22 protein-coding genes and 1 pseudogene are annotated in these 24,074 nt (G+C 68.5%); 8 read left to right on the forward strand and 15 right to left on the reverse strand.

Features of this window, described 5'->3' with window-relative positions:
* Positions 1 to 31 precede the first annotated feature (31 nt).
* Positions 32 to 748 (forward strand): annotated as a pseudogene (locus tag CHF15_RS46905) (phosphatase PAP2 family protein); the annotation flags it as partial.
* Here CHF15_RS46905 and CHF15_RS30935 read toward each other — a convergent pair.
* Complete coding sequence (locus CHF15_RS30935) at positions 710 to 1,393, reverse strand: response regulator transcription factor (RefSeq protein ID WP_089227200.1); 684 nt, start codon at positions 1,391 to 1,393, stop codon at positions 710 to 712. The pseudogene CHF15_RS46905 and the gene CHF15_RS30935 overlap by 39 nt on opposite strands.
* 7 nt (positions 1,394 to 1,400) lie before the next feature.
* Positions 1,401 to 2,843: a sensor histidine kinase gene (locus CHF15_RS30940; protein WP_245939131.1), complete on the reverse strand. Its 1,443-nt coding sequence runs from the start codon at positions 2,841 to 2,843 to the stop codon at positions 1,401 to 1,403.
* Between the two features lie 356 nt (positions 2,844 to 3,199).
* Here CHF15_RS30940 and CHF15_RS30945 point away from each other — a divergent pair, with 356 nt between their 5' ends.
* The 4 genes from CHF15_RS30945 (at position 3,200) to CHF15_RS30955 (ending at position 6,919) form a co-directional block, all read left to right on the forward strand.
* Positions 3,200 to 3,892, forward strand: coding sequence for a hypothetical protein (locus tag CHF15_RS30945; RefSeq protein WP_089227202.1), 693 nt, complete (start codon positions 3,200 to 3,202; stop codon positions 3,890 to 3,892).
* A gap of 375 nt (positions 3,893 to 4,267) precedes the next feature.
* Positions 4,268 to 4,471 carry a hypothetical protein gene (locus tag CHF15_RS45955; protein WP_245939124.1) on the forward strand — a complete coding sequence of 68 codons (204 nt, stop codon included), beginning with the start codon at positions 4,268 to 4,270 and terminating at the stop codon, positions 4,469 to 4,471.
* A gap of 15 nt (positions 4,472 to 4,486) precedes the next feature.
* A complete protein-coding gene (locus CHF15_RS30950; RefSeq protein ID WP_245939125.1) occupies positions 4,487 to 5,497 on the forward strand; it encodes an MFS transporter in 1,011 nt (336 codons plus the stop codon).
* Positions 5,498 to 5,884: 387 nt separating this feature from the next.
* Entirely contained in the window at positions 5,885 to 6,919 is a 1,035-nt protein-coding gene (locus CHF15_RS30955; protein WP_089227267.1) for a PhlD, read from the forward strand.
* Positions 6,920 to 7,010: 91 nt separating this feature from the next.
* Here CHF15_RS30955 and CHF15_RS30960 read toward each other — a convergent pair whose 3' ends face one another.
* The 10 genes from CHF15_RS30960 to CHF15_RS31005 form a co-directional block, all read right to left on the reverse strand.
* The gene (locus CHF15_RS30960; protein WP_089227203.1) at positions 7,011 to 7,700 is read right to left on the reverse strand and encodes an HAD-IA family hydrolase; all 690 of its coding nucleotides are present in this window, start codon (positions 7,698 to 7,700) and stop codon (positions 7,011 to 7,013) included.
* Positions 7,697 to 8,878 (reverse strand): MFS transporter, encoded by a 1,182-nt coding sequence (locus CHF15_RS30965; protein ID WP_089227204.1) that lies wholly within the window; start codon positions 8,876 to 8,878, stop codon positions 7,697 to 7,699. The genes CHF15_RS30960 and CHF15_RS30965 overlap by 4 nt, the downstream gene beginning before the upstream one ends.
* Positions 8,872 to 9,495 carry an LOG family protein gene (locus CHF15_RS30970; protein ID WP_220093340.1) on the reverse strand — a complete coding sequence of 208 codons (624 nt, stop codon included), beginning with the start codon at positions 9,493 to 9,495 and terminating at the stop codon, positions 8,872 to 8,874. The genes CHF15_RS30965 and CHF15_RS30970 overlap by 7 nt, the downstream gene beginning before the upstream one ends.
* Positions 9,483 to 10,223: an isopentenyl transferase family protein gene (locus CHF15_RS30975; RefSeq protein WP_179280043.1), complete on the reverse strand. Its 741-nt coding sequence runs from the start codon at positions 10,221 to 10,223 to the stop codon at positions 9,483 to 9,485. Before CHF15_RS30975 ends, CHF15_RS30970 begins: the two co-directional genes overlap by 13 nt.
* A 125-nt stretch (positions 10,224 to 10,348) precedes the next feature.
* On the reverse strand, positions 10,349 to 10,726 hold the full coding sequence (locus CHF15_RS30980; RefSeq protein ID WP_089227206.1) for an SH3 domain-containing protein: 378 nt from the start codon (positions 10,724 to 10,726) through the stop codon (positions 10,349 to 10,351).
* Complete coding sequence (locus CHF15_RS30985) at positions 10,717 to 11,949, reverse strand: MFS transporter (protein ID WP_089227207.1); 1,233 nt, start codon at positions 11,947 to 11,949, stop codon at positions 10,717 to 10,719. The genes CHF15_RS30980 and CHF15_RS30985 overlap by 10 nt, the downstream gene beginning before the upstream one ends.
* Positions 11,950 to 12,033: 84 nt before the next feature.
* On the reverse strand, positions 12,034 to 12,387 hold the full coding sequence (locus tag CHF15_RS30990; protein WP_089227208.1) for an SH3 domain-containing protein: 354 nt from the start codon (positions 12,385 to 12,387) through the stop codon (positions 12,034 to 12,036).
* Positions 12,388 to 12,949: 562 nt separating this feature from the next.
* Complete coding sequence (locus tag CHF15_RS30995; protein ID WP_089227209.1) at positions 12,950 to 14,203, reverse strand: pyridoxal-dependent decarboxylase; 1,254 nt, start codon at positions 14,201 to 14,203, stop codon at positions 12,950 to 12,952.
* Positions 14,200 to 14,652 carry a hypothetical protein gene (locus CHF15_RS31000; protein ID WP_143681674.1) on the reverse strand — a complete coding sequence of 151 codons (453 nt, stop codon included), beginning with the start codon at positions 14,650 to 14,652 and terminating at the stop codon, positions 14,200 to 14,202. The genes CHF15_RS30995 and CHF15_RS31000 overlap by 4 nt, the downstream gene beginning before the upstream one ends.
* A gap of 507 nt (positions 14,653 to 15,159) precedes the next feature.
* Positions 15,160 to 15,954, reverse strand: a complete 795-nt coding sequence (locus CHF15_RS31005; protein WP_179280044.1) for a helix-turn-helix domain-containing protein — start codon at positions 15,952 to 15,954, stop codon at positions 15,160 to 15,162.
* A 986-nt stretch (positions 15,955 to 16,940) separates the two neighbouring features.
* Between CHF15_RS31005 and CHF15_RS31010 the strand changes: the two genes are divergently transcribed.
* Positions 16,941 to 18,194 (forward strand): oxidoreductase, encoded by a 1,254-nt coding sequence (locus CHF15_RS31010; protein ID WP_322975710.1) that lies wholly within the window; start codon positions 16,941 to 16,943, stop codon positions 18,192 to 18,194.
* Between the two features lie 59 nt (positions 18,195 to 18,253).
* Here CHF15_RS31010 and CHF15_RS31015 read toward each other — a convergent pair whose 3' ends face one another.
* A complete protein-coding gene (locus CHF15_RS31015) occupies positions 18,254 to 19,834 on the reverse strand; it encodes an acyl-CoA mutase large subunit family protein (RefSeq protein ID WP_089227213.1) in 1,581 nt (526 codons plus the stop codon).
* 384 nt (positions 19,835 to 20,218) lie between these two features.
* Here CHF15_RS31015 and CHF15_RS31020 point away from each other — a divergent pair, with 384 nt between their 5' ends.
* Both CHF15_RS31020 and CHF15_RS31025 read left to right on the forward strand, forming a co-directional pair.
* Positions 20,219 to 22,219, forward strand: coding sequence for a hypothetical protein (locus CHF15_RS31020; RefSeq protein ID WP_143681675.1), 2,001 nt, complete (start codon positions 20,219 to 20,221; stop codon positions 22,217 to 22,219).
* A complete protein-coding gene (locus tag CHF15_RS31025; RefSeq protein ID WP_245939126.1) occupies positions 22,185 to 22,802 on the forward strand; it encodes an HNH endonuclease family protein in 618 nt (205 codons plus the stop codon). Before CHF15_RS31020 ends, CHF15_RS31025 begins: the two co-directional genes overlap by 35 nt.
* Before the next feature lie 122 nt (positions 22,803 to 22,924).
* Here CHF15_RS31025 and CHF15_RS31030 read toward each other — a convergent pair whose 3' ends face one another.
* Positions 22,925 to 23,182: a hypothetical protein gene (locus tag CHF15_RS31030; protein WP_089227215.1), complete on the reverse strand. Its 258-nt coding sequence runs from the start codon at positions 23,180 to 23,182 to the stop codon at positions 22,925 to 22,927.
* A 596-nt stretch (positions 23,183 to 23,778) separates the two neighbouring features.
* Positions 23,779 to 24,024: a hypothetical protein gene (locus tag CHF15_RS44520; protein WP_143681676.1), complete on the reverse strand. Its 246-nt coding sequence runs from the start codon at positions 24,022 to 24,024 to the stop codon at positions 23,779 to 23,781.
* Positions 24,025 to 24,074 lie beyond the last annotated feature (50 nt).

Below are 24,074 nucleotides of genomic sequence, written 5' to 3' on the forward strand. Positions count from 1 at the left end.
TCCGACTGCTGCCGCTCCTACGTTCGGGGCCATGGAAACGCACGCTCAAGAGAACTTACGGGTCACCCGACTGCTGGGCTCCATGGCATTGCTGGGAGCGGGAGCTGGAACGGTTGTCTGGCTGTCTCCAGGCGGGCTTGGCGAGGTTGGCGCAACTGAGGTCACGAAGGGGGCTTCGGTATCCGCGTATCGGTCGGTGACCGAAGCTGTGGCGGACGCACCGGCGTGGATGGGCTCGCTGCTTGAGGTGGCCACCGAGGGCATCCTGGTGATCCTTGGACTGTTGCTGGTCTGGCTGTGCTGGACTGCAGTCCGCTGCAAGGACGCGGCCAGCGCCGCAGGGGCCGTCGTGATCGGTGTCGGCACCGTTGCCGCCTATGGGATCAGCGAGGCACTGAAACTGGTCGTGGACGAGGAGCGGCCCTGCCGAGCGCTGCGCGGGGTCGAGGCGATCGCGGAGTGCCCGGGGGCGGGGGACTGGTCTTTCCCGAGTAACCACGCCACCTTGGCCGCCGCTCTCGCGGTCGGGCTGACCATGCTGCGACCTCGACTGGCTTTCGCGACACTGCCGTTGGCCGGGGCGGCGGCGCTTCTGCGCGTCCTGGTGGGAGTCCACTACCCACACGACGTTCTCGCTGGCGCGATTCTCGGCGGCACCGTCGCGGCTGCTGTGTTGCTCGCCGTGACGCCGCTCGCGGTACGGGCAACATCAGTGCTGGTCAGGCGCTGGTGGGGGAACGATGCCGGCCTCATGCGCTACGACGGCGGCAGCGGCCCGGTTGTCCACACCCAGACGGGCCAGCACGGAGCTGACGTGCGCCTTGACCGTTCCTTCCACCACATGCAGTCGGCGGGCGATCTGGCCGTTGGACAACCCGCTGCCGAGGAAGGACAGCACTTCCCGTTCTCGGGCGGTGAGCCCATTGACCCGTTCACGAGCGGCACCGCGCCGACTGGCCAGGGCACCAGCGCCGCTCGACGCGAGGTGCGCGACCACCCGGGCCGCGACCTTCGGTGACAGGTAGGCGGCGCCGTCAGCCACCGCGCGGACTCCCGTGATCAACTCCTCGGGCTCGCCCGACTTGATCAGGAAACCGGCGGCGCCGCCGCCCAGCGCCTGAAGGATGTAGTCGTCTTCTCCAAACGTCGTCAGCATGATCACACCGGTGGTCGGCACCGTCCTGTGGATCTCCGCTGCCGCCTCGATGCCGCTGACCTTCGGCATACGAATGTCGAGCACGGCCACCTGGGGGCGATGGCGCCGAACCAGTTCCACAGCGTCATGTCCGTCGGCGGCCTCGGCAACGATGTCGATGCCTGGATCGGTGGACAATATGGCCCGCACGCCGGCACGGATCATCGCCTCGTCATCGGCGATCAGCACCCGGATCATCGAACGCTCAGGGAGTCAGGGCATCGAGGGACACCAACATGTTCCTCTGAAAGCACAGCCGGTACGCGTCTCCGGACCGATCGTCGAACCGGTCGGCTGTCATTGCGTAGTACTCGCACGTAATACCTCGTCCCTTTGGTTCGGTAGCCGACAGGCGGTGGATCGTCTGACGGTCCGGCAGCACACGCTCCACCTCGGAGCGATCCTGCCCTACTCGCAGGCGGGCGTAGTCGCGCGGATCCAACACCGACTGCGACGCGGACAGCATCTCCCACCCCATCAGCGCTCCGCTCAGCACCGCGCCAGTCACAAGGGGCAGCATCACCGCTGTGACCAGGGTGCGGCTGGCATGGCGTCGAGCACGGCGATATTCCTGCGGCAATCCCCCCTGCCGATGAGGAGTGGGAGCGGCAGGTCGCAGTGGCTGCGCTGGGGCCAGGTGCGGAAGCCTGGCGACGACGGCGAACCCGCCGTCGTGGGGGCCGTACTCGAAGGAGCCTCCGGCCAACCGGATGCGTTCATCGAGACCGATGAGGCCGCGGCCTCCACTCCAGGGACGAGGACCGGCCGCAGCCGACGCGGGGTCGTTCTTCACCAAGACCTTTGTTTCTGTCGCCATATGCGACACGTGGACCGTCGTCGCCGCATGGGGAGCGTGCTTGGCCACATTGGTCAGCGCTTCCTGCACGACGCGGTGTGCGGCCCGCTCGACCACTGGGGGAAGGCCGGATGCCTCACCATCGACGCGCAGTTCGACCGCGAGCCCGGACGCGGATGCCTCACCAACCAGATGCGTAAGGCTGGAGTCGGACGGCCGCATCGGTGCGTCACCCGTCTCCTCGCGCAGGACACCGATCACCTCGCCAAGACGCTCCACCGCAGCCGCAGCCTTGGCCCTGATGTCCTGGGCAGCCAGCCGGTGATGGTCTTCCAGGCCAGGCGCGAGCTTCAGAGCGCCGGCCGACAGCGCGATCAGGCTCAGGTCATGGCCGAGTACGTCATGCATGTCCTGCGCAATGCGAGCCCGCTCAAGCAGCCTGGCCTGCTCAGCGACCAACCGCTGTTCTCGTTCCAGATGCTCGGCCCGCTCCCAACCGGCCCTGATCAGTTCCTGGTACTGGCGCCAGAACCGGCCCACGAACCAAGGCAGCATGGCAGCGAGGACCACCACCCCCACGAACCGGCTCCCCAACCCGAGCCACGAGGGCACCACGGACGCTGCCACCACTCCGGCTGCGAGAACTGCGACCAGTACCAGTGCTGTCGGGCGGATTCTTCCAGGCTGCCGCCCTGCCAGAAACGCGGTGATCACGGTCGGCAGGGCCCACCACAGGCTCACCACGCTCAAACCGGCCGCTGCCGTTGTAGCCGCCGCCAGCAGGTTGCCCGGATCAAGAACCCACCGTAAGCCAGCCGCCCCGGCTCCGGCCACGCTCCCGTCTTCGGTCATCGTCTCGTTCACGGACGTGACGGTACGGAAGACGTGGAGCATCCGATACTGCCGAAAGTTCAATCCGTAACGGCATCAAGCGGATAGCTCACGACTCGGCCACGACGAACCGCCCGAGGCCGCGATGACCGAGTGGCCGGTCCGGAGACTGCAGCGGTGCCTTTGCAGCCCCGGAACAGCATGTGACCTCGGTCACCTGTTAGTCTCACTTCCGCTCTGAGAAAGGGACATGGTGTTCTGTTCCAACGGGACACAGCTCGAAGTGCTCGCACGCCTCTAAAGCGACACGACCTGCATGGGACACAGTCTCTGCGGCGACAACGGGCTGGAAGGCGCATGACGCCGGCGAGAACGGCTTGGCCCAGCGCTACTACCTCCACGCTTTTCAGCTCGCCAAAGAAGCCGACCCGCGGGCCCACGCGGGATACGTGCTGCGGATCCTCGCGCATCAGGCTTTCGACACCGGGCACGTCGCAGTCGCCGCGTGTGTGCCCCTCGCGGAAGCGGCCCGCGACCGCATGGCCGGACACGTCGACCGCGAGACCGAAGCCCTCGTACACCTGACCGTGGCCCGGGCGCACGCCGCGCGCAGGGACCGCCGTCCCGCCGCGCAGGCCCTTCGACAGGCCGAAAAGCTGATGGACCAAGCCCGGAAGGACGAGACGCCGCATTGGGCCTTCCTCGGTGGTCCCGCAGAGGCTCGCCTGGCGAATCAGACCGGCAAGGCACTGATGGCGCTGGGTGACCTTGCGGCAGCCGAACGGGCATTCGCCCAGTCCGTACGCTGCTGGAACCCCCTAACCCACCCGCGCATTCACGCCCTTACCGCGGCAGATGTCGGCGTCGCCCAATGCCGCCAGGGCCGCGTCGAAGAAGCCTGCCAGACGTGGAACGATGCCCTGGACCAGATGACCGGCATCGCCTCAGCGCGCACACGCGCAGCAGTGGCCGACGTCCGATCGCACCTGGCGGTCTTCCGCCAGCGCGGCGTCCACGCGGCGGCAGCACTCGATGCGCGGGCCGCGGCCCGGCAGGCGGCCCATGCCTGACCTGAGGAACATCCACGGCCTGGGCAACAGAGCCAGCCCAAACGCGTGGCGGTTCCAGTAGGCGAAAGCTGCTGTCTGTTCATTTCGCCAGCTGAACGCCCAGCCGCCCCAGCAGCCTGCGCGAGTTCCCACCGCGCGGGGTCCTTCCTAGCGTGATGGTCTTCCCCACGTCCGGGGGCTTCACACGCACACGGAGGAACCATGCGCCCGAACCGCATCCGCCCCAACCGCCGCCCGAACCGCGCCCTCCGGCCGAACCGGGCCGTCCGCCCCAACTGAGCGCCCCCGCTCCCCTGGTCAGAAGGCGGCCGCACCCCGCGGCCGCCTTCTGCTTGCCCGCACACATCCGCCGTGATTTGCAAGGGGGACCGTCTCATGGCCACCACCGATGCACCCCTGACCGCCACCCGGCCCGCAGTGCCAGCCCGAGCAGGCCGCTCGGTGGTCTGGGCTCTGATCGCCGCCTCGCTGGCTGTGAAGTCCGCCGGCTTCAGCTGGGACTTCTTGGGCTACTACGTCGCCACCGCACACGGAACCACCGCCGCAGGGGCGTCCATGACCCTGTTCGGCGTCGGCTAGTGTCTCGGGCAAGCCGTGGCCGGCCATCTGACCGACCGCGCCGGCCAGCGCACCGCACTGGTCGTCATGATGACTTTCGCCGCGCTGTCCTGCGTCGCACCGACCTGGGCAGCGTCGCTGCCCGCACTACTGATCGTGTCGGTCTGTCTCGGCCTGACCATGGAGACCTACCGCCCGGCCGTCTCAGCCGCGATCAACACCCACATCGCCTCCGCCGGCGGCCGCGCCCGGGCGCAGACCGCGCTGTACTGGTCGATCAACGTCGGTATCGCGGTGTGCGGCGGCCTCGGCGGCTACGCCGCCCATCACTACGGCTACCGGCCTCTGTTCGTCGCCAACGCCGTCGTGTGCGCGGCCTTCGCACTGCTGGCCTGGCGTCTCCTGGCTGCCCGCAAGCTCACAACGGCCGGTGACGATGCCGGCGTCACATACCGCCAGGTCCTCGCCGACCCGACCCTGCGGTGGATCGCCGTGGTCTCCGTGGCGGCCATGGTGTGCGCGTGGGGGTTGGTGTCGGTTCTGCCGCTGCTGATGACCTCGGACGGGCTTCCGCCCACCGCGTACGGCACCGCGATGATCGCGAACACCGTGGCCGTCCTGGTGCTCACCCCGCCCATGACGCGGCTGCTCATCGGTCGTGGGGAGGACCTGCGGTTCTCCCCCGTCGCCGTCTTGGCCGTCGGCACGGCAGTCCTGGGAGCGGGGTATCGGCTTCGCTGCCTACCAGCACACCACCCTCGGATACTCGATCGCTTGCGCGGCCCTAGTGCCTGGCGAGGTCTGTTACAGCATCGCCGTCGGCGCCTATCTGTCCACCGCGACACTGGACGGCGCGGTAGGCCGGTACCAGGCCGTGATCTCCGCCTCCTCCGCCGTGGCGTCCGTCCCCCGCTGGGCATCGCCATCGCCCTCAACACGGGCGGCAGGCCGCTGGTCGCTGCCCTGCTCGCTGGCTGCGCACTGCTCGGCGTCGCGGCCTGCCTGCCGCTCTCCCGCGCCCTACGCAACGCTCCCCGTCCTCACTAACCCCTCGTTTTCGGAAGGACCTAATGTCGCGACCGCGAACTTCTTCCAGGTGCCCTGGCCGGCCCCGCTGCCGTCAGCTCCCGCCGAGCCCACCGAGCCGACACCGCCAGTGGAGCCCAAGGCGCCGGTGCCGTCGTACGCCACCAAGGCGCCGCCCGTCCGGGCTGCTTCGGACGGTGACCGAGCGGCGGAGGGCGATCCCGCACTGCTGGACTTCGGGCCGCAGCCCCCGGCCTATTGGTGAGCAGCAGGGGCGCCGGGCGGTACCCCGGTCTGGTGAATCCGGGTGTTGAAATTTGTACGACCCAACAGGTGATCGCACTGGGTGACTTGGCTTAGCGTGGCGGAACGTCTTGCTAGCTCTTGATCGGCACGAGTGGAGCGATTTTGACCGCGTTCGTCACCTGTCCTCGTATCGTTCTGCCGCCGCACAAGGTGACCACCGGCGAGATCCTCGACGACATCCGCGCGCACCATTCGGATCATGCCCGTCTGGCCGTGATCCTCCGGGCGGTGACCGGATGCGGGGTGGACACGCGGTACTTCACCCGGCCGCTGTCGGAGGTCGCCCACCCTCGCGGCGCGCAGCAGCGGATCGAGGAGGCCTTCGGTGACGCGGCCGAGATGGCCGTGCAAGCGGCCCGGCAGGCCCTTGAAGCTTCCGGTGTGCGTGCTGCCGAAGTGGACTGTGTCATCACTTCACACACCACGTCCTGGGCGGTCCCCAACCTGGACGTGCACCTTATAGGCGCCCTGGGGCTGCGCCCTACGGTGTCGCGGATACCTCTGGCCACCCTCGCCTGCGCCGGCGGCGTCCATGCCCTGGTGCGGGCTGCGGACTATCTCAGAGCCCGGCCGGGCAGCCGTGTGCTCGTGACCGTGGCGGAGGTCCTGTCGGCGATCTACCACCGCACGGACACCACGATCGAATCCATGATCTACCGGGCGCTATTCGGGGACAGCGCGGGCGCTGTCCTGGTCACCGATGAGCCGCTCGGGTCCGGTTTGGCGGTGGAGGACGGCGTGGAGATCCTGCTCCCCGATTCCCTGGACCGGTACTGGGGGCGTCTCGACCACGAGGGCTTGCACTTTGACTCCACGAAGAAGGCCGCTCGGGCTGCTGTAGACACGCTGCCGCTGCTGCAGGAGTGGATGGGCCCGTGGCAGCCGGACTGGGCCGTCGTCCATCCGGGCGGGCCGCGCATCATCACCGATATGGCTGCGGGCATCGGGCTCGTTCCGCAGGCTGCCTGGCACTCCGTGGACTCGCTGCGTGAGGTTGGCAACCTCGGCGGCGTGGCCGTGCTCGATGTTCTCGCCCGGACCCCCACCGATCCACCCGTCAACGGCAGCGAGGGCCTTGCTGTGGCCGTCGGCCCCGGCTTCACCCTGTCCGGCGTGCGCGGCCACTGGCACAGCTGACACGGCCAGCAGCCCCTCGGGCAGCGGGCCGGGTGCTACAGAGACTGTTCTCTGTAGCACCCGGCCCGCTGGTGGGTGCGCTTGGTGGCGGTCAGGCGGCCACCGACGCCGCGGTGCCCGTTTCCCGGACGGCCGGTGCGGGGTGCAGCTGGGGAAGGTGCTGCGCGAGTTCGCCGAGCTTGCCGGTGTAGTGCAGGGTCTGTATCCCCAGCTGTGCGGCGGCCGCGCAGTTCTCGCTGCGATCGTCGATGAACAGCGTGCTTGCCGGGTCGGGCCATCCGGCCGCGGCGAGCGCCGCCTCGTAGGCGCCGCGGTGGGGCTTGTTGAGTCCGATCCTCGCGCTGTAGATGGTGCGGGACATCAGGCTGCAGGACCACTCGGCGACGTCGATGGCGTCCGCGACGGTGTGTGGCGCGTTGCTGAGGAGTGTGAGGCGCGCTCCAGCTCGGTGGGCGGCGCGCAGAAGGTGGATCACGGCGGGGTCGACTTCGGTCCACATGGCCGTGTCGGTGGCGATGAGTTCGGGCAGCAGGTCGCCGAAGGTGCGGTCGGTGCGCAGCACCAGCCCGGAGGACCAGAATTGGGCGCTGGTGATGACGCCGGCGTCGTAGCCGCTGCGGCGTGCCCAGAAGGCCTGCATGAACTGGGGGGTGCGGTCGGCGGGCCAGCCGGCGAGCTGGGCGAGGCGTTCCCAAGCCTCGGGCGGCGGTTGGACGCCGATCACACCGTTGTAGTCGAAAACGAATGCTTCGAACGCGCTGCCGGGTGGGCGGAGGGTCATCGGGAGGTCTCCAGGGCGTGTCGGGAGGTGACGGCGACGGCGGCCGCGAGCAGGACGGGCAGAGCAAGGGCGACGGGCACAGACCCGGTGAGCGCGGCCAGGGCGCCGATAGCGGCGGGTCCGGCGAGCAGGCCGATGTATCCGGTGGCCGTCACAGCCGCGACAGCGCGGGGACCGTGGCGTCCGGCGGCGGTGATCAGGGCGGGGACCGTGGTGGACAGGCCGAGCCCCAGGGCAGCCCAGCTCGCCAGTGCGGCCCAGGTCGTACCGACCAGAAGACCGGCACCGAGGCCCGTGAACGCGAGCACCGCGCCCACGCGAACGAGAACGGGTGCGCCGTAGCGGGTGGTGAGGCAGTCTCCGGCGAGGCGGCCGGTGGCCATGGCGGCGCTGTAGACCGCGTACGCGGAGGCCGATATCGCGGTGGTGGCGTGCAGGCCGTGCAAGTGGACCGCGGACCAGTCGGCGGCCGCGCCCTCGGCCAGCAGGCAGGCTGCGGCAAGGGCACCGAGCAGCCACAGCCCGGTGGCGCGGCCTGAAGCGCCCGGTCCTGCCGGGTCGTCGTGTGCGTTGGCAGGGCTTGACGGGAGGTCGCTGATGCTACGGACGACCGGAGAGGCGAGCAGCGCCGCGGCCGCGGCCGCCAGTCCTGCAATGAGGAAGACCCGACTGTGCGGAGTGAGGGCCGTCATGGCGGCCGCGGCGGCACCGAAAAGCGCGCCCACGCTGAAGCCGGCGTGGAGGGACGCCATGATGCTTCGGCCGTAGGCGTCCTGGCATTGCACCGCCGCGACGTTGGCGCCGACGTCGAGCAGCCCGTGCGCGAGTCCGAAGACGAGTGCGGCTGCGATCAGCGTGGGCAGCGTCCGGCACCCGCCGAGCGCGGCAAGAGCGAGGGCGAGCACCACGGCGGGTGCGGTCAGCAGGACGGCCGGGCCGCGCCGTTGGGCAATGCGCCCGCCGGCGTAGAGGCCGGCGACCATTCCGGCGGCGGCCCCCAGCAGCACGAGCGACAGCTGGCCAGCTGACAGGTGGGCGGCGGACTGGACCGCGGGCATCCGGGCTCCCCAGACGGCCATCAGCGCACCCATACCGACGAAGTAGCCGGTCAGCAGACGCCGGGCGGTGGCTGGCGGCGAGAGGACGGCAACAGCGGGGGTCGCCGTGGTGGTCACCATGCCGATACCTCCGCGGCGGCAAGGCGGGCCAGGACATCGGTCATCAACCGAGCAGGGTCGGTGTCGACCATGACGCGGTCGAGGTCCGCGTCCGACAGGAACCCGCTGTGAGCGGCGGCACGAAGGAACTCCATCAGGTGGTCGTAGAACCCCGCGGTGTTCAGCAGCGCGATCGGCACCTGGTGCAGGCCGAGTTGAGCCCACGACCACACCTCGGCGACTTCCTCGAGGGTGCCCAGCCCGCCGGGCAGCACGAGGATCGCACCGGCCAGCTGCAGCACGCGCGCCTTGCGCGCATGCATGTCCGCCACCACCTCGAGCGAGGTGAGCCCTCGGTGGACGACACCGGCCAGGTTGAGGGCCTCAGGGATCACGCCGGTGACCCGGCCGCCGGACGACAGCGCGGCATCAGCGACCGCTCCCATCAGGCCGATCCGCGCACCGCCGTAGACGATGTCGATGCCAGCCGCCGCCAGCAGCCTGCCCGTGTTGCGCGCCACCTGCCCGTGGAGCGGGTGGCGGCCGTACGAGGAGCCGCAGAACACCGCGAACCGCCGCGGCCTGTCTGCTGGACGGGCGGCGACGGCCGCCGACGCGATGGTGGTCAGATCTCGCACAAGGTCACCTCGAATCCGCGCTGGACCAGTTCGGGAAGCGCCGTAGCCAGCGCGAGGCGCTGCCGGCGGGCGTAGTCCAGGTGCGCGCTGGTGATGGCGGTCGCGCACTGGGTCCGGCGCAGGCGGGCGGCAAGGCCGCGCAGGTACATCGGGTCCAGGCCCTCGGCGGCGCACAGGTCGATGACCTCGCGGTACCCGGCGATGCTGTGCAACCGCGGGCGGGCCTCGGGGTGCAGCCACAGTTCGGCAAGTTCGTCGAGCATCGTCCGGCCGCTGTGGTCGCTGTAGCCGAGCATGTGCTCCACGCGCTCGGTGACCCGGGCCTCGTACGCGCTGGCGCTGGCCTCCAGCCAGCACTCGACCGCCATGGTGGCGTCCTCGTACCAGTCCGTGCGGGTCAGGAGCTCCGCGAGGATGGAGATGGAGCCGCCTTCGAGGATCAGGCGGTCCACGCCGCTGTCGTGGATCATCTTGCGGTGGTGGATCAGCCGGTCGACGGCGTCGGCGGCGGTGATGACGCCGTGGTGGAGCGGTCGTTCGGTCAGGTAATACCGGACGGTGTCCTGCAGTTCGACCTGCGTGGGGCGGCCGGAGCCGATGGCGAGCTGGGGGTGGCACTGCACGCGATCGAGCACCAGGACCGGGGTCTCGTGTCGGAGCGCGAGCGCGACGGAGCGGCTGGTCTTTCCGACCCCGGTGGGGCCGAGTATGAGATGCAACGAGATCAAGGGAGTCTCCTGCCGCAAGGCGCCGTTCGGAGAGCGGGATGGGGGTGCCGCCCGCCCGGACGTGAACAGGGGCGTTGGGGTGATCCGGGCCGGCGGCACCGTCTGCGGTGGGCCGGGTCAGGGGGTCATCGGTTGACCGGGCACGACGGCGCGTTGGCCGTGCAGGTCTGGATGTCCAGGTAGCTGGCGCTGACCCAGCCGTAGGTGCCCTTGGCGATGCCGGTGCGGGTCTTGGTGTCGGTCGAGACGTAGTACCAGGAGGTGCCCTTGCGGCAGCGGGCGGTGAGCCTGTCGGAGGTGTAGAGCAGCCCCTTGGCCGTGTAGCTGATGCCCGGGCCGCTGCGGAAGCGGAGGCCGTTGTCCGGCCAGACGTCCTGGTCGGTGATGTTGGCGGTGCAGGCGCTGGAGCCGACCGCGGAGGCGGTAGGGGCCAGCGCGATGCCGCCGCCGAGGAGGAGGGCCGCACTTGCGGCGATGGTGACGGCCTTAGTGGTTATACGCATGGGGAGGTCTCCCGGTGAGGTCTGGTGGGACGGTTGCGGTGGATCAGGAGCGTGAGGGCGGCGGCGAGGGCGGCGGCCGCGCACAGGTGGAAGCCGGGCCCGGCGCGGCCGCCGGCCGCGGTGCCAAGAGCGAGGCCGCAGTTGATGGCGGACACCAGCCAGCCGATGGCCTCGGTGACGGTGCCGGGCGCGGCAAGGTCGGTCACGGCCTGGTAGCCGACTGTCAGAAGCGGCAGGAAGATCCCGCCGGGCGCCGCGATCAGGGCGAGTGCGAGGACCGGCGGTGGGTCCATGAGCAGGGGGATCCACGCCAGTGCGAACAGCGCGGCCAGTGCGTGGAGGTGGGTGGTGCGGCTGCCGGGCCAGGCCCACCGGCCGTAGACGAGACCGCCGGTGATCCCGGACAGCGACAGCGCCGCTGGCAGGGCACCGGTCAGCCAAAGCGCGTCATACCGGTCCGCGGACCCCGCGGCCGCCACGTTCAGCGCCCCGATCGCGACGCCCACACAGAAGTAGGCGATGAGCACTACCGACATCCCTGTCGGCCGCAGAGCCGCAAGTAGGTCACGGTCACGGCGGGGCTGCGGCCGCCATCTACGAGAAGGCTGGGAGGCGGCGACCGCGAGCGCACCGGCCAGGCCCACCACGGTGACGGTGAGCAGCGCCGCGCCCGAAGAGATCGTCGTCGCGAGCGCGGTGGCCAAGAGCGGCCCGACTACGTACACGCCTTCCTGGGCGCTGGAGTCCAGCGCATACGCCGCCTTCACTTCCGCCGGGCGCCGCTCGAGCAGAGTCGGCAGCAGAGCGCGCAGACACGACTCCAGCGGTGGGCTGCCAAGGCCCGCGACGATTACGCACACCGCTGCGGGCCACCTGGTCGCGTCCAGGAATGTCACGGCGGCCAGCGCCGCGGCGGACAGTGAGGCGCCGCCGGCCAGCGGCAGCGTTTGCCCCCGCGCATCGGCCAGACGCCCGAGTAGCGGCTGGCTGAGGGCGGCCGCCAGCCCGTACGCCGCGGCGAGCATCCCCCGCTGCGCCAGACTCGCCCCGTCAGCGCCCGCCACGAACAGCAACGCCACCGGCGTCATGCCGCACGGCAGGCGCCCGATGTGCGTGGCCAACATCAGCCGGGCCACGTGCGGGGTTCGCAGCACCGCGGCGTAGCCGACAGCAGTATCTGAGGCTGCGGCCGCGCGAAGTGGTGCCGTTGCAGGCAGAGTCATCTCAGGGAACTCCGGGCGAAGGGGAGGATGGTCAGCGCTTCGTGGTGCGAGGGCCGAGGTGTGGGGCCAGCCGTCAGGCGGCCGTCAGCTGTACCAACCGAGGAGCGGCGTGGAGATCCACCCGGTCCGGCCCTTCGCCAGACCGGTCACGCTCCGCTTGGTCAAGTAGCCGTAGGCCCACTGGTTCTTCGCCCCGTAGCACTGGACCCGGAAGATGTAGCCGTCGCTCCTGTAGAGCAGGCCCTGGGACGCGTAACCCGTCGACGGCCCAGTTCTGTAGTTCACCCCGTTCCCGTCGATCTTGAAGGTGAGGGGCGATGGACTCCAGGTACAGGCGGACGAACCGACGGCCGATGCGGTCGGCGCGAGCGCCACGCTGCCTCCCACCAGGAGTGCGGCCGTGGCGGCCAGCGCCGCAATGCTGCGGTTGATCTTCATCAGTGGTCCCGTCTCTGCCGTGCCTGCGCCGTGATGGGCAGCACGGCAGACGCATACGTGGGTTGTGGAGACGTTCCAGGCGCGCACCTGGCTAGCTGGGCAGACTGCCCGGAAAGCCAATTCGTGCGGCGCGCGCACCTACTTGACCGCCTTTCAAAGGCATCTGCAACGGCCGAGAGTTGCAGAGGCCTCAGGCTTTCACTGGCCGAAAACACGCGAGTGCCGCTTTCATGCGATGAAACCCTCACCCACAGATGGGACAGGCACATTCGGCGTCTGCTCCGTGTGACCATAGCGGGCTGGATTTTGCCTGGCGAAAAATGCCGACCGCAATTTCTACACCTGAAACCGCAGCGGCACTCGTGGCAGTCCTGTGCAGGTGGAAGCATGGGTAAGCCCAGAGTTGGGCGGCATCGGAGGCAGCGAGCGGTCGTCACAGAGACGGCGCGGCGCTATGTACTTCCCGACTCTGCGGTGTACCGGGTCTCGGCCTGGAACTTTACCGAGCCGTGAAAACAGCGCCGCGGGCGACGCGCACGAATCGCGGGTGAACAGGCCCAGGTCAGATTCGGTTATCCACCAAGCGGGCAGCACGCGAATTGGTGGCGAATTGTGTGGGCCCCAGGTCGTCGCAGAGGGCGTTGATGGAGTGCCGCGTGACGTGGGGGACCGTTACGAGGTGGCATCGGCCGGCTTCGTCGCAGGACAGATGCCAGCGGTCGACAACCGCCTGAGCGGGCCGGTCGAAGACGACGGTGATGGACGACGGGTCGGCGCGCCAAGCGCGCCAGCCGAGTTCCTGCAGGCGATTTATCGCGTACGCGGCGGTCTCCTGACACCGGCGGACCCGCGCGCACAGCCCGGCTTCACCGAGACGGCGCAGGCCGTGCCAGGCGATCAGGGGCGCGAGCCCACTGCGGGAGCAGCTCAGGGTGCGGTCGCTGACGGATCCGACGTATGCACCTGCCTTCTGCGCGGGGACCAGGTCGGCGCGGGCGAGGACGACGCCGCCCGGGACGGGCGAGCCGAGCAGCTTGTGCATGCTCATCTGGAGTGAGTCCACACCGGCCGAGAAGTCCCAGGGGCGGGGTGTGGGGGCGTAGGCGGCGAGGAGACCGCCGAGAGCCGCGTCGGCATGCACGTGGACCTCGCCTGCGGCGGCAGCCATCGCCCGAAGGGCGATCGGGTTGTCGAGCGCTCCGGTCATGGTGGTGCCGATCGTCGCCAAGACGATCGCGCCGCGCGGACTCATCCGCCCGGTCAGCAAGTCGCGGCGCCGGCGACTGAGGCAGGCCACGTGCAGGGCGTCTGGGTCCATGGACCCGTCGGGACGGCTGGGAATCGTCACCAATTCGGCGCGGAGCAAGTCGGCGCACTTGCGGATGGAGAAGTGGGCCTGGTCGCTGACGTAGATGGGGGCACGCGGCAAGCGACGGCGCGCGATGTGAAGCCCGAAGAGGATGCCTTCGGTGCTGGAAGCCGTCATGTATCCGTAGGTCCGCTGCGGGTCTCCGTGGGCTACGTCGGTGAGGAACCGTACGACAGCGGCTTCGTAGGGCTTGGTGTGCGTGATGTCGTCCGGGTCGCTGCTGTCCGGGTCTCCGACGTTGTTCGGAATGACGGCCAACGCTGGTGCGAGGAAGGAGTAGTCGAAGGCGCGGTTGCCGGGGTAACCGAGGATCCGCGGTGACTCGCTCTTGAGCCGGGCGACCAGGTCCAGAAGGTGGAGCGCGTCCCGATCGACGTCATGCGGAAGAGCACCGATCCCCAGCGTTACGCGGTCGAACCCTGCGGCAGGCGTGTGGAGCGTGGTCATGGCGTTCCCGAGGTGAAGGGGGCGGGCCCGGCGTGTGCCGCACACGCTGACCCGGTTGCCACTGCCGGGGCAACGCGTTCGGCGCTGCTGCGGGCACGGGCGATCGCCTTCTGCCGTCCGGCGGGCGTGAAGCCGATCCGCCGTGCGGTGTATCCGGAGCCGGCGATGCGGTGCCCGCAGGCGTGGTCCCAGGCGCGGGGCGCGGTGGCGGCGTAGATGGTGGCGGTGCCGGACCAGCCGCCCTGCCCGGGCTTGCCCGTGTTCGTGCGCGCCCCGTGGACAACCCAGGCGAGTAGTCCCAGCTCGCGTAGGTAGGCGACGTGACGGTCCACGGTCCGCAGGCTGACCGGGAGACGGTGCGTCATGCGCAGCCTCTGGTAGAGGACCTGGCCCTGCCGGTTCATGCGGCCCGCGAGGTCTCTTGCCACGATCAGGGTGGTGGCATTCACCTTGGGATGGAGTCGTTGCTCGACGGCCCATCGGACGGCCTCGAGGAAGTCCCCCTTGCCTACGCGCCGGGAGGATGTGGTGGTGGTCTCCTGCAGGGCGTGATCGCGGACGAGGACCGGTGAGCTCCAGTCCTGCCGGCCCGATGGCAGCGGCCGGATTGCGGGAAGGTCTTGGTTGTCAGTGTGGGCATGCTGCATGATGGTTGGGCACGCCCTCCTTCCGGGCATGCAAGGGCCCCGTTGGCGCGGGGCCGGTTCTTAGGGGAACCAGAGACCGCCCCTTGTGGGGCGGCAACCCCGGCCGCCTTGACGGCCGGGCTTCGCGCGTCGAGCTGGACACTCGGCAAGCGGTGATGTGAGGTCGGGCGGGGCTCACGGTGCTGGACACACCAGGGCCCACCGCCGAACGAGGCAGACCACAAGAGGCCGATGAGGTCACCGGATCGGGCCGGCGCTCACGTCAAGCAGTCATTCGCCTCCAGAAGTCGTCGGCGGTGATCCGATCCGTCAGACGGCGCAGCGCACGTCGACGCGGGTGAGATGGCGGCTGATGACGCCGGCGGTGTCCATGACGCGGTCGACGTAGCGGGCTCGGCGTGCCACGTTGCGCGCCAGATGCTCCTGGGCAAGCAGCGTCACGGCCCCCGCTACGGTGCTCGCGCACCACAGCGGCACGGCGATTGCCTGCCAGCCCTCGACCGGGGCCGCTGCCGTTGCATGGCCCTGCTCTTGGATCCGTCGCAGATCCAGGGCTCTGGCCGCGGCGGGCCTGGGTTCGGGCATCGGCGCGCGGACCTTGGTCAGGGTGCTGCGGAAGGCGCGGATGACCGCACCGGAGGCGTCGGCATCCAGCGGGGCCTGCCACAGCGCGTGCAGCTGCGCGGTGGGCGCGGTCAGGAGCGTGCCGCGGTGGACGCCCATGGCCCAGCTGGTGCACATCCGCATCGGCGGCACGCCCACCGACGCGTACAGCAGCGCGACTTGGCCCGTCTCGGCCTGCAACTTCACCAGTTCCGAGCCGACGACGCGCGCGGACTGGTCCGCAATCCTGATCGGCAGATCCTCGAACGGCCGGGCCTGCTGCTGGTGGGCCGACGCAGTCAGAGCGTAGGCACCCGAGCCCAGCTTGCCGATCCGCTCGACCCGGCCGGCGCGCACCAGTCCCTGCAGGTAGCGGTACGCCGTGGGCATCGGCAGCCCCGCGCGTTCGGCGATCTCGCTGAGCTGGAGCTGATCGGGGCCGCGGAAGGCGTCCAAGACGGCAACGGTGCGGACCACGGCGTCGGTGGGTCCAGCAGCCACGGATGTAAGCATGGATCATCCCCCTTGCATCACGGACCGTTGCGGGAGCAACGCCCTCGTCCAAGATGCCGATTCTTGCCAGGCCGGAATGGGTCTGCCAGATCATGTCTTTTTCCGGCTCTACCGCTTCCGGTTATTCGAACAGCCGGTAAGCCTCATCGGCCCCACCCGTTTCGTGCCTGTTGCGGCATATCAGGTGTCGCGACACGGGCATATGCCCTGACGAAGGAGCGCCGTACAGGCCCAGCACACGGTGTGCCTGATTCGGTCACGCCGATTCCGGCCAGACGAGCAGGCTCACCACCTGGCTGGGCAGATGGGCAAGCCGTCATCGGCCCGGGCAAGCAGGGATGGTAACGACATCCTGGATCGCGGGCGCAGCCGAGCCCGGGCGCGGGTTTCCTCACTTCCGACTGCTTCCAGGCGATCCAGAACCGTCTTGGCAGGGATAGCGCTGCGGAGCAGTTTCCAACGTAAAGGGCCACAGAGACGAGGACATGCTGAGTCCGCGTTCACTGGAGCAACTACCCGCCGCGGCACCGGCCGTAGACGGCTTTGCCGACCAGGTGGCGAAGGTTTCGGAGTGAGCCAGCGGCATGGTTCTCGGAAAGCTGGACAGGTATGAGTGCTCCGCAGCAGGATCTGTGGGTTGATCACGGGTTGCTGGTGCGGGGAGACGGCTTCGGTGCCGGGACGCCGGCAGCTGACGAACGCGACCGGAGGCACCCTGCATGAGTGGCGACTTGGAAGCCCCTGCTGACCTTTCGCCGGTTGAGCGTGGTGTTTGGGAAGCGTTTCGTACGGGCATGACGCTCGACTTGCGGCCGGGCTCGTCCGAGCGGAGTGCTGGCGCTCCGACAGGGAGCCCAGGTCCGGTTGGGTCTCGCGTTCGCGCGGAGTTCCTTGCGCAGCTTCTCCTGAGTGGACCTCCTGCTCTCCCCGGAAGAGTCACAGCGCTGAAGCTGAAGGGTGCTCACATCGTAGGCGTGCTTGACCTGTCAGGCGGTGATGTGGCCACTTATGTCGAGTTCCAACAGTGCACGTTCGGCGATTCAATATTGGTCACCGATGCGCGCGCATCTACACTTCGATTCGTGAATTGCACCATCCCTCACTTTGATGGCACGCGGCTGCACACCATTGGTGACCTACATTTGCCGCGGAGTGTGATCAGTGGTGGCCTTGTGCTGAGGAACGCCCGTATCGGCATGGACTTGTTGTTGAACCAAGCTCGTTTGCAAAATTGGCGTCAGGGTTGTCTTGCAGCAGATGGGCTGACAGTTGGTCAAGATCTTATGGCTGAGGGGATGCAGGCTTCTGGTGAGATATCGCTTGCCGACGCCCAGATTGGGTCTTCACTCAGCTTTCGTGGAAGCCGTCTGATGTCTCGGGCTGGACAGGCTCTCAACGCGCCGCGTCTTTCTGTTGACCGGTCTGTCTATTTTTCTCCTTCTCAGGGGCAAGAAACCACCGTTGAGGGAGGGTTGAAGCTGGACGATGCGCGGTGTGGGCGTGCGGTCGATCTGGAAGGAGTTCGTCTGAACCTGCGGGGTGAGAGTCTTTCCTTGCGGGGCATGCAGGCTTCGGAGTTGCGTTTTACGCCTGCGGAGGTGAGCGGTGGTGAAGTAGTGCTCGCCGAAGCGGTGGTGAACACTCTCGTGGACCAGGCCGAGAGCTGGCCTGAGAACAATCTCGACCTCTCCGGCTTCACCTACCGGAGGCTCCTGCCGAGCAGGGTCTTTTCGATCGAGCAGAGACTGCAGTGGCTGGCCGCGGCGACATCGGAGTACGACCCCCAGCCGTACGAGCAGTTGGCCACATGCCTGCGTGCCAGCGGTGAGCCTCACGACGCGGATACGGTCTTGCTGAACCGTATGCGTCGCAGGCGGGAGACTCTCAGCCGGGCGGCCAGGGCGTGGGACGTGCTGCAGGATGTGACGTTCGGCTACGGGTACCGACCCGCCCGGGCGGCCGGCTGGCTCATTCTGTTCTGGCTCGCCGGTTCGGTCTGGTTCAGCCTGCGGCCGCCCGCGCCAATGAAGGCCGGCGAAGGCCCTACCTGGAGCGCCCCCGTCTTCACCTTGGACCTCCTGCTGCCCATCCTTGATCTCGGCCAGGAGAACCAGTGGCGCACCGCCGGGGTGTCTTTGTGGCTGACCGTTGTCCTTTCCTTCGTGGGTTGGGTCTTGGCGACCAGCGTGGCGGTAGGAGCTGCTGCTGTACTCCTGCGTCGGAACTAGGGCTGTTGGGGTCGCCGGCGGTGTCGGGTGGGCGCTGAGGGTGCTCGTCGTATTGCGTTTCAGAGGGTGTGGGTCGGGGTGTAGGTGCCCCAGACCTCGCGCAGGGCGTTGCAGACTTCGCCGACGGTGGCGCCTGCTGCAAGGGCTTGTTTCATCGGGTAGAGGACGTTGGCGTCGCCGGCGGCGGCTTTTTGCATCTGGGTGATGGCGGCGTCGACTCGCTCGTGGCAGCGCCAGGCCCGCAGTTTGGCGATGCGTTCGGTTTGCTGTGTTTCGATGGCTGGGTCGACGCGTAGCGGCTGGTAGGGCTCTTCCTGCTCGAGCTGGAAGCGGTTGACGCCGATGACGATGCGCTCGGCGGTGTCGGTTTCCTGGGCGATGCGGTAGGCGTTGTGTTCGATCTCGGACTTTTGGAAGCCGCGTTCGATGGCGGCTACGGCGCCGCCGAGTCGTTCGATTTTGGCCATGAGGGCGGTGGCGGCGGCTTCTACGTCGTTGGTCATGGCTTCGATGGCGTAGGAGCCTGCGAAGGGGTCGACGGTCGCTGTCACGTCTGTTTCGTGGGCGAGGACCTGCTGGGTGCGCAGTGCCAGGCGTGCGCTTTTGTCGGTGGGGAGGGCGAGGGCTTCGTCGAAGGAGTTGGTGTGCAGGGACTGGGTGCCGCCGAGGACTGCGGCCAGGGCTTGGATGGTGACGCGGACGAGGTTGACCTCGGGTTGCTGTGCGGTGAGCTGGACGCCTGCGGTCTGGGTGTGGAAGCGCAGCATGTGCGACTTGGGGTTTTTCGCGCCGAACCGGTCTTTCATGGTGTGGGCCCAGATGCGGCGGGCGGCGCGGAACTTGGCGACTTCTTCGAGGATCGTGGTGCGGGCTACGAAGAAGAAGGACAGGCGGGGTGCGAAGTCGTCGATGTCCATGCCCGCGGCGATGGCGGTGCGGACGTATTCGATGCCGTTGGCGAGGGTGAAGGCGATTTCCTGGGCCGGTGAGGCGCCGGCTTCGGCCATGTGGTAGCCCGATATGGAGATGGTGTTCCATTTCGGGAGTTCGGATTTGCAGTACTGGAAGATGTCTGCGGTCAGGCGCAGCGAGGGTTCAGGCGGGAAGATGTAGGTGCCGCGGGCGATGTATTCCTTGAGGACGTCGTTTTGGATGGTGCCGGTGAGTTGGTCGGGGCTGGCGCCTTGTTCTTCGGCGGCGAGTTGGTAGAGCAGGAGGAGTACGGCGGCGGGGGCGTTGATGGTCATGGAGGTGGAGACCTGGTCCAGGGGGATGCCGCGGAAGAGGACGCGCATGTCGTCGATGGAGTCGATGGCGACACCGACTTTTCCGACTTCGCCGTGAGCGAGGGGGGCGTTGGAGTCGTGGCCCATTTGGGTGGGCAGGTCGAAGGCGACGGACAGGCCGGTGGTGCCGTGGGCGATGAGTTGCTGGTAGCGGGCGTTGGATTCGGCGGCGGTGCCGAAGCCTGCGTATTGGCGCATCGTCCAGGGGCGGGCGGTGTACATGGTGGGGTACACGCCGCGGGTGTAGGGGAAGGTGCCTGGTGCGTTGAGGTGTTGGGTCGGGTCCCAGTCGTTCAGGGCGGTGGGGTTGTAGACGGGGTTGATGGGCAGTCCGGATTCGGTTGGGCGCGTCATGGTGGGTGTCTCCGTTCCGGCTGAACCGGCGCATGGTGGGCTGCCTGTGTTGGCTGGTTGGGGTTGCGCGTCATCAGCGAGTGCTCGTCGCGTGGGGCCGGGGCCTTGGGCTGGGCTGCTGGTGGGTTTTCGGTTGCCGTTGTGTGTGGCGGGGTGGCAGCCGTGCCGCTCGCGTGGGGACTGTGACTAGCCTGTATCGACATTTACCGAAGCAGGGTCAGCATGGCGTTCGCTGTTGCGGGATGTCAACGGCTTCCTGTTGCTCGCCTGGCTGTGGGGTGCCGGGCCCTTACCGGAAGCAACGTGCATATTCGGGGCATCTGTGTGCTTAAGCCGGGCTACCATCCGGGCATCGGCGTGAGCCGAGGGGGCATCGGGGGGCACATGGATCAAGAGGTGCTGTTCGGCCAGCGGGCGTACACCGACCCGTGGGGGACGCTGCGGGAGTTGCAGCAGGCGGACATGCGCCAGCCGTCGGCGGGCAGGAAGGCCCGCATGGCGGCGCTGCACGCCGTCGTGGGCGACCTGGTGGAGTCCGTCATGCTGGCCGGCGCTGTCGTCCAGGCTTCGGAGCCTGTCGCGTCTTTGGAGCGGGCTCGCGCGCATGTCTCGCTGGCCGCATCGTGGGCCGCGGCGGGCGGCCTGAACGTGCCCGTGCGTGGCATGACGCCACGGCAGCACATCGCGGCCGGTCTGCGGATCCTGGCCGAGGCCGATCCCGGCGGCGGGTATCTGACGGCGGCCTCGCTCATCAACGCCGCCACCGCGGAGTACGCCATCGGGGACCTGGACGCTGCGTACCGGCACCTGGGCCGGGCGCGCGGCCTGGTCTCCTCCTGGGGGAAGAGTGCGCCCATGCGCGGCCCCTACCTGGGGCTCATCGAGTTCAACACCGTCGTCATGGCGGACCTCGACGAGCGGAGCATGGTGGCGGCGTTGCTCGGCGTGCATGACCAGGCGCGCAGGGAGGGTGTCCTGCGCACGTGCGGTCTGGTGGATCAAACTCTGGCCGGGCGTTTCGCCGCGGCCCATCTCTACACGCCCGCTCTCCTCCACGGCGAACGCGCCCGGGAGATCTGGCACCGGTGCCGGCGGCCGGAGCGGGTGGCCAGCATCGACTACACCTTGCTGGAGATCTACAAGAATTTGGGCGCCGAGGAGGAGCGGGAGCGCCTGGAGCGGCAGTTGATCGGTATCACCCGGCCGGAGTCGGTCTTCCGGGGCATCGCGACGCAGGCCAAGGCGAAGGTGTCGGAGCACTACCACGACCTGGCTGACTACCGCAGGTCGGAGCAGTACGAGGAGAGCGCCTGGAAGACCATCGAGCCGGTCCTGAAAGCCGAGGGCGGGCATGTGACGTCGGGAGGCGCCCTGGGACTGGTATTTGGTGGGGTCAGGACCGCCCGCAAGCTGGGTGACGACAGGCTGGTTGCCAAGTGGCGGTCCAGGGCCGCTTTCATGGCGCGCGGGATCGATGCCTACCTGGAGTCGTCCACGGGGTGGGGTGCCTCCTTCGGCCGGTACCTGGAGGCGATCATCGATGGTGACCGGCAGGCCGTCGCCACTCTGCAGCAGGAAATCGTCCGCAAGACGCTGGAGGTCAACGCCTACGGCAAGGCGGCCCTGCCGGCAGTGATAGCCCTGCAGGAGCACCTCGACACCGTGGAGCCGGGCGACGATCTCGATACCGACCTGCGGGAGTACTGGCAGCACCTGAGGAGCCTGGCGTCCGAGGACGCCGAAGAGATCCGCTCCCGTTTCCGGAGCGCCAACGTCGTCCCGGTCCTCAACCGGATCCTGGGCAGCAACCCCGATCTGGACCCGTGGATCCAGTTCGAGACCGTGGAACTGGCCCGGACGGGCAGTGTCACCGGCCCGCAGGCGGTGGGCCTGCCCGACAAGAGCCTGCTCCCGTGCCGGAACGTAGGGAGCACGCAACCGTTCCCGCCTGACCGGGCTAAGAGGCCAGGCGGGAACGGACAGTCCCAGCAGGACCTCCCGACCGTAACCCAGGACGCCGACAGCGCCCCGCCTGCCTCACCGAGCTATGGCCGCGTGGGCGCAAACGCCATAGGCCGCCACCCCCCGCAAGGCCCGCGCAATACCTCCTGCCCCGCCCTGTGCGCACCCCACGGGCTCTCGCAGCAGTCACGACCCGGTCCGGCAGCGCATCTTCGCGGCTGCCGCGCCCGGTATCTCGTTCGGGTGATCCGTCGCCGTGCCGGGTCCGCGCGGGCCGCATCTTCGTTACGCAGGCTGCCTAAGGTGATCAAGGACAGGAGACGGCATGGGGCTGGGCATGCGGCGAACGGCGGTCGCCATGGTTGCCGGAGGGATCCTGAGCGGAGTCATGACGGTCCCGCAGGCCTCAGCCGACGGCTCTGACGGTCTGCCCCTGCGGGAGGCGATCTCAGCGCTGCCCGTCATCGGCGAGGACCGCCTCGGCTACGAGCGCACGGCATTCCGGCACTGGATCGACGCCGACAGGAACGGCTGCCCGACCAGGGCCGAGGTCCTTATGCAGGAAGCCGTCGAGCCTCCGGCCGTCGGCGCGGGATGCACGTTGTCAGGAGGCCGCTGGTACTCCTACTACGACGCCACCTACGTCGACGGAGCGTCCGGACTCGACATCGACCACATGGTGCCGCTCGCCGAGGCCTGGGACTCCGGTGCCTCACAGTGGACCGCGGCGCACCGCCAGGCCTACGCCAACGACCTGGACGAGCCGCGAGCGCTGGTCGCGGTGACCGCGCGCAGTAACCGGGGCAAGGCTGACAGGGACGTTGCCGAGTGGCTGCCGCCAGCCGCGGCCGCGCGGTGCGGGTACCTGGTCGACTGGGTGACGGTGAAGACGCGCTGGCACCTGGCGGTAGACGACATCGAACGCGACGCGCTCGTACGCGAAGCCGCAGCGTGCCCGGACGTACCGATCGTCACCACACCGGCGGACACCCCGCTGCCGAGCTGACACCGACAGCGCAGAGCAAGCTCATCTTCCGGCCCCACGCCCGCTCAGCGCCCTTGCCGCGCGGCGGTGCCCGCTACTGGTGCCAGAGAGGGTCCGAGCACAGCAGTCAGTCCAGTCGGTATTCACGATGCGGGTCTATCGGGCGCGATGACGACGCTGCGGTCCTCAGGGTAGGGGTAGTAGACGGTGGTCTCGGCCGCCTCCGGGTGCTCGCGGGACAACAGGGCCTCCAAGGCGCTCCGCGCCTCGTCCAGCGCCCGCAGAGCGGCACCCACCTTCTTGTGGGGTACGCCCTCGGGTCCCCTGCTCGGGTACACCGCATCGAGCTGGACCGCCCGGTGGGCAAGCTCATCACGGATGCCGGCAAGAACACGGCCCATCTCAAGGTGTTCATCCAGGGTGAGTCGAGGCTTCCTTGGCACCCGGGTCTCCGATCGGCTGATGGCTGGGGTGAAAAGCTCAACGACAGAGGCACGCGCGGGTCCCCGCAAGCTGCTATCTGTTCCTGCACTACCTGCTACTCGGCGAACTACGCGACGCGCGGCACTGGAACCTGGGCCAGGACGCCTCGGCGCACTCCGCATGGTCGCGCCTACGGCTTCACTAGTCCCGCCAACCAACGCTTTCGCACACGCTGCGCCACTCCCAGCCCCGGCGGATCTGCTGGCGAAGCAGGCCGTCATCGAGGCGTAGCTACCTCCTGGCGGCTGCCCGGAGAACGGTGCTGCTCTGGCCCCGCCGGGCAAGACCTATACCGATTTCACCGGAGAACTGCTGTACGTCCTTGAGTACGGCATCGACGGCGAGCCTGCGGAGCTGGACCTGGAGACCGTTTAGCGGCACCTGCGCACCACTTTGCGGGCCAAAGGCCGGCCTGTGCCGCGAAAATGCGACCGCAACACCGCCGGCCGGCCAGCAAGTTGCCTACCTAGACAGTAACGCCGGGCTAGCCGCCATTTCCAATAAATGAAACACCCTAGTTAATACCGCCTTCGACCGCCCGCTGAATAGATGATTCCCGTGCCGAGAGACGGAGCTCTCCCCATGGCATGAAGTCGAGCGTGACCGCCTTGATAACTGAGCCGATCGGCGGGAATGATTCGGGGCCGACCTGCACTCCCGGCTCAGCCAGGAGCACAAAGTCGATGAACGCTTCAACCCCAGCCACAGGTTCAGTTATCTCAACGTCCACACCGAACCTGCCTCGGTGCTCCTTCACCACACACGTGACCCTCTGCGACGGCTCAAGCCCCACGGCGCCCCATAGGTCAG

Source organism: Actinacidiphila glaucinigra, from assembly GCF_900188405.1.
Classification (GTDB): domain Bacteria; phylum Actinomycetota; class Actinomycetes; order Streptomycetales; family Streptomycetaceae; genus Actinacidiphila; species Actinacidiphila glaucinigra.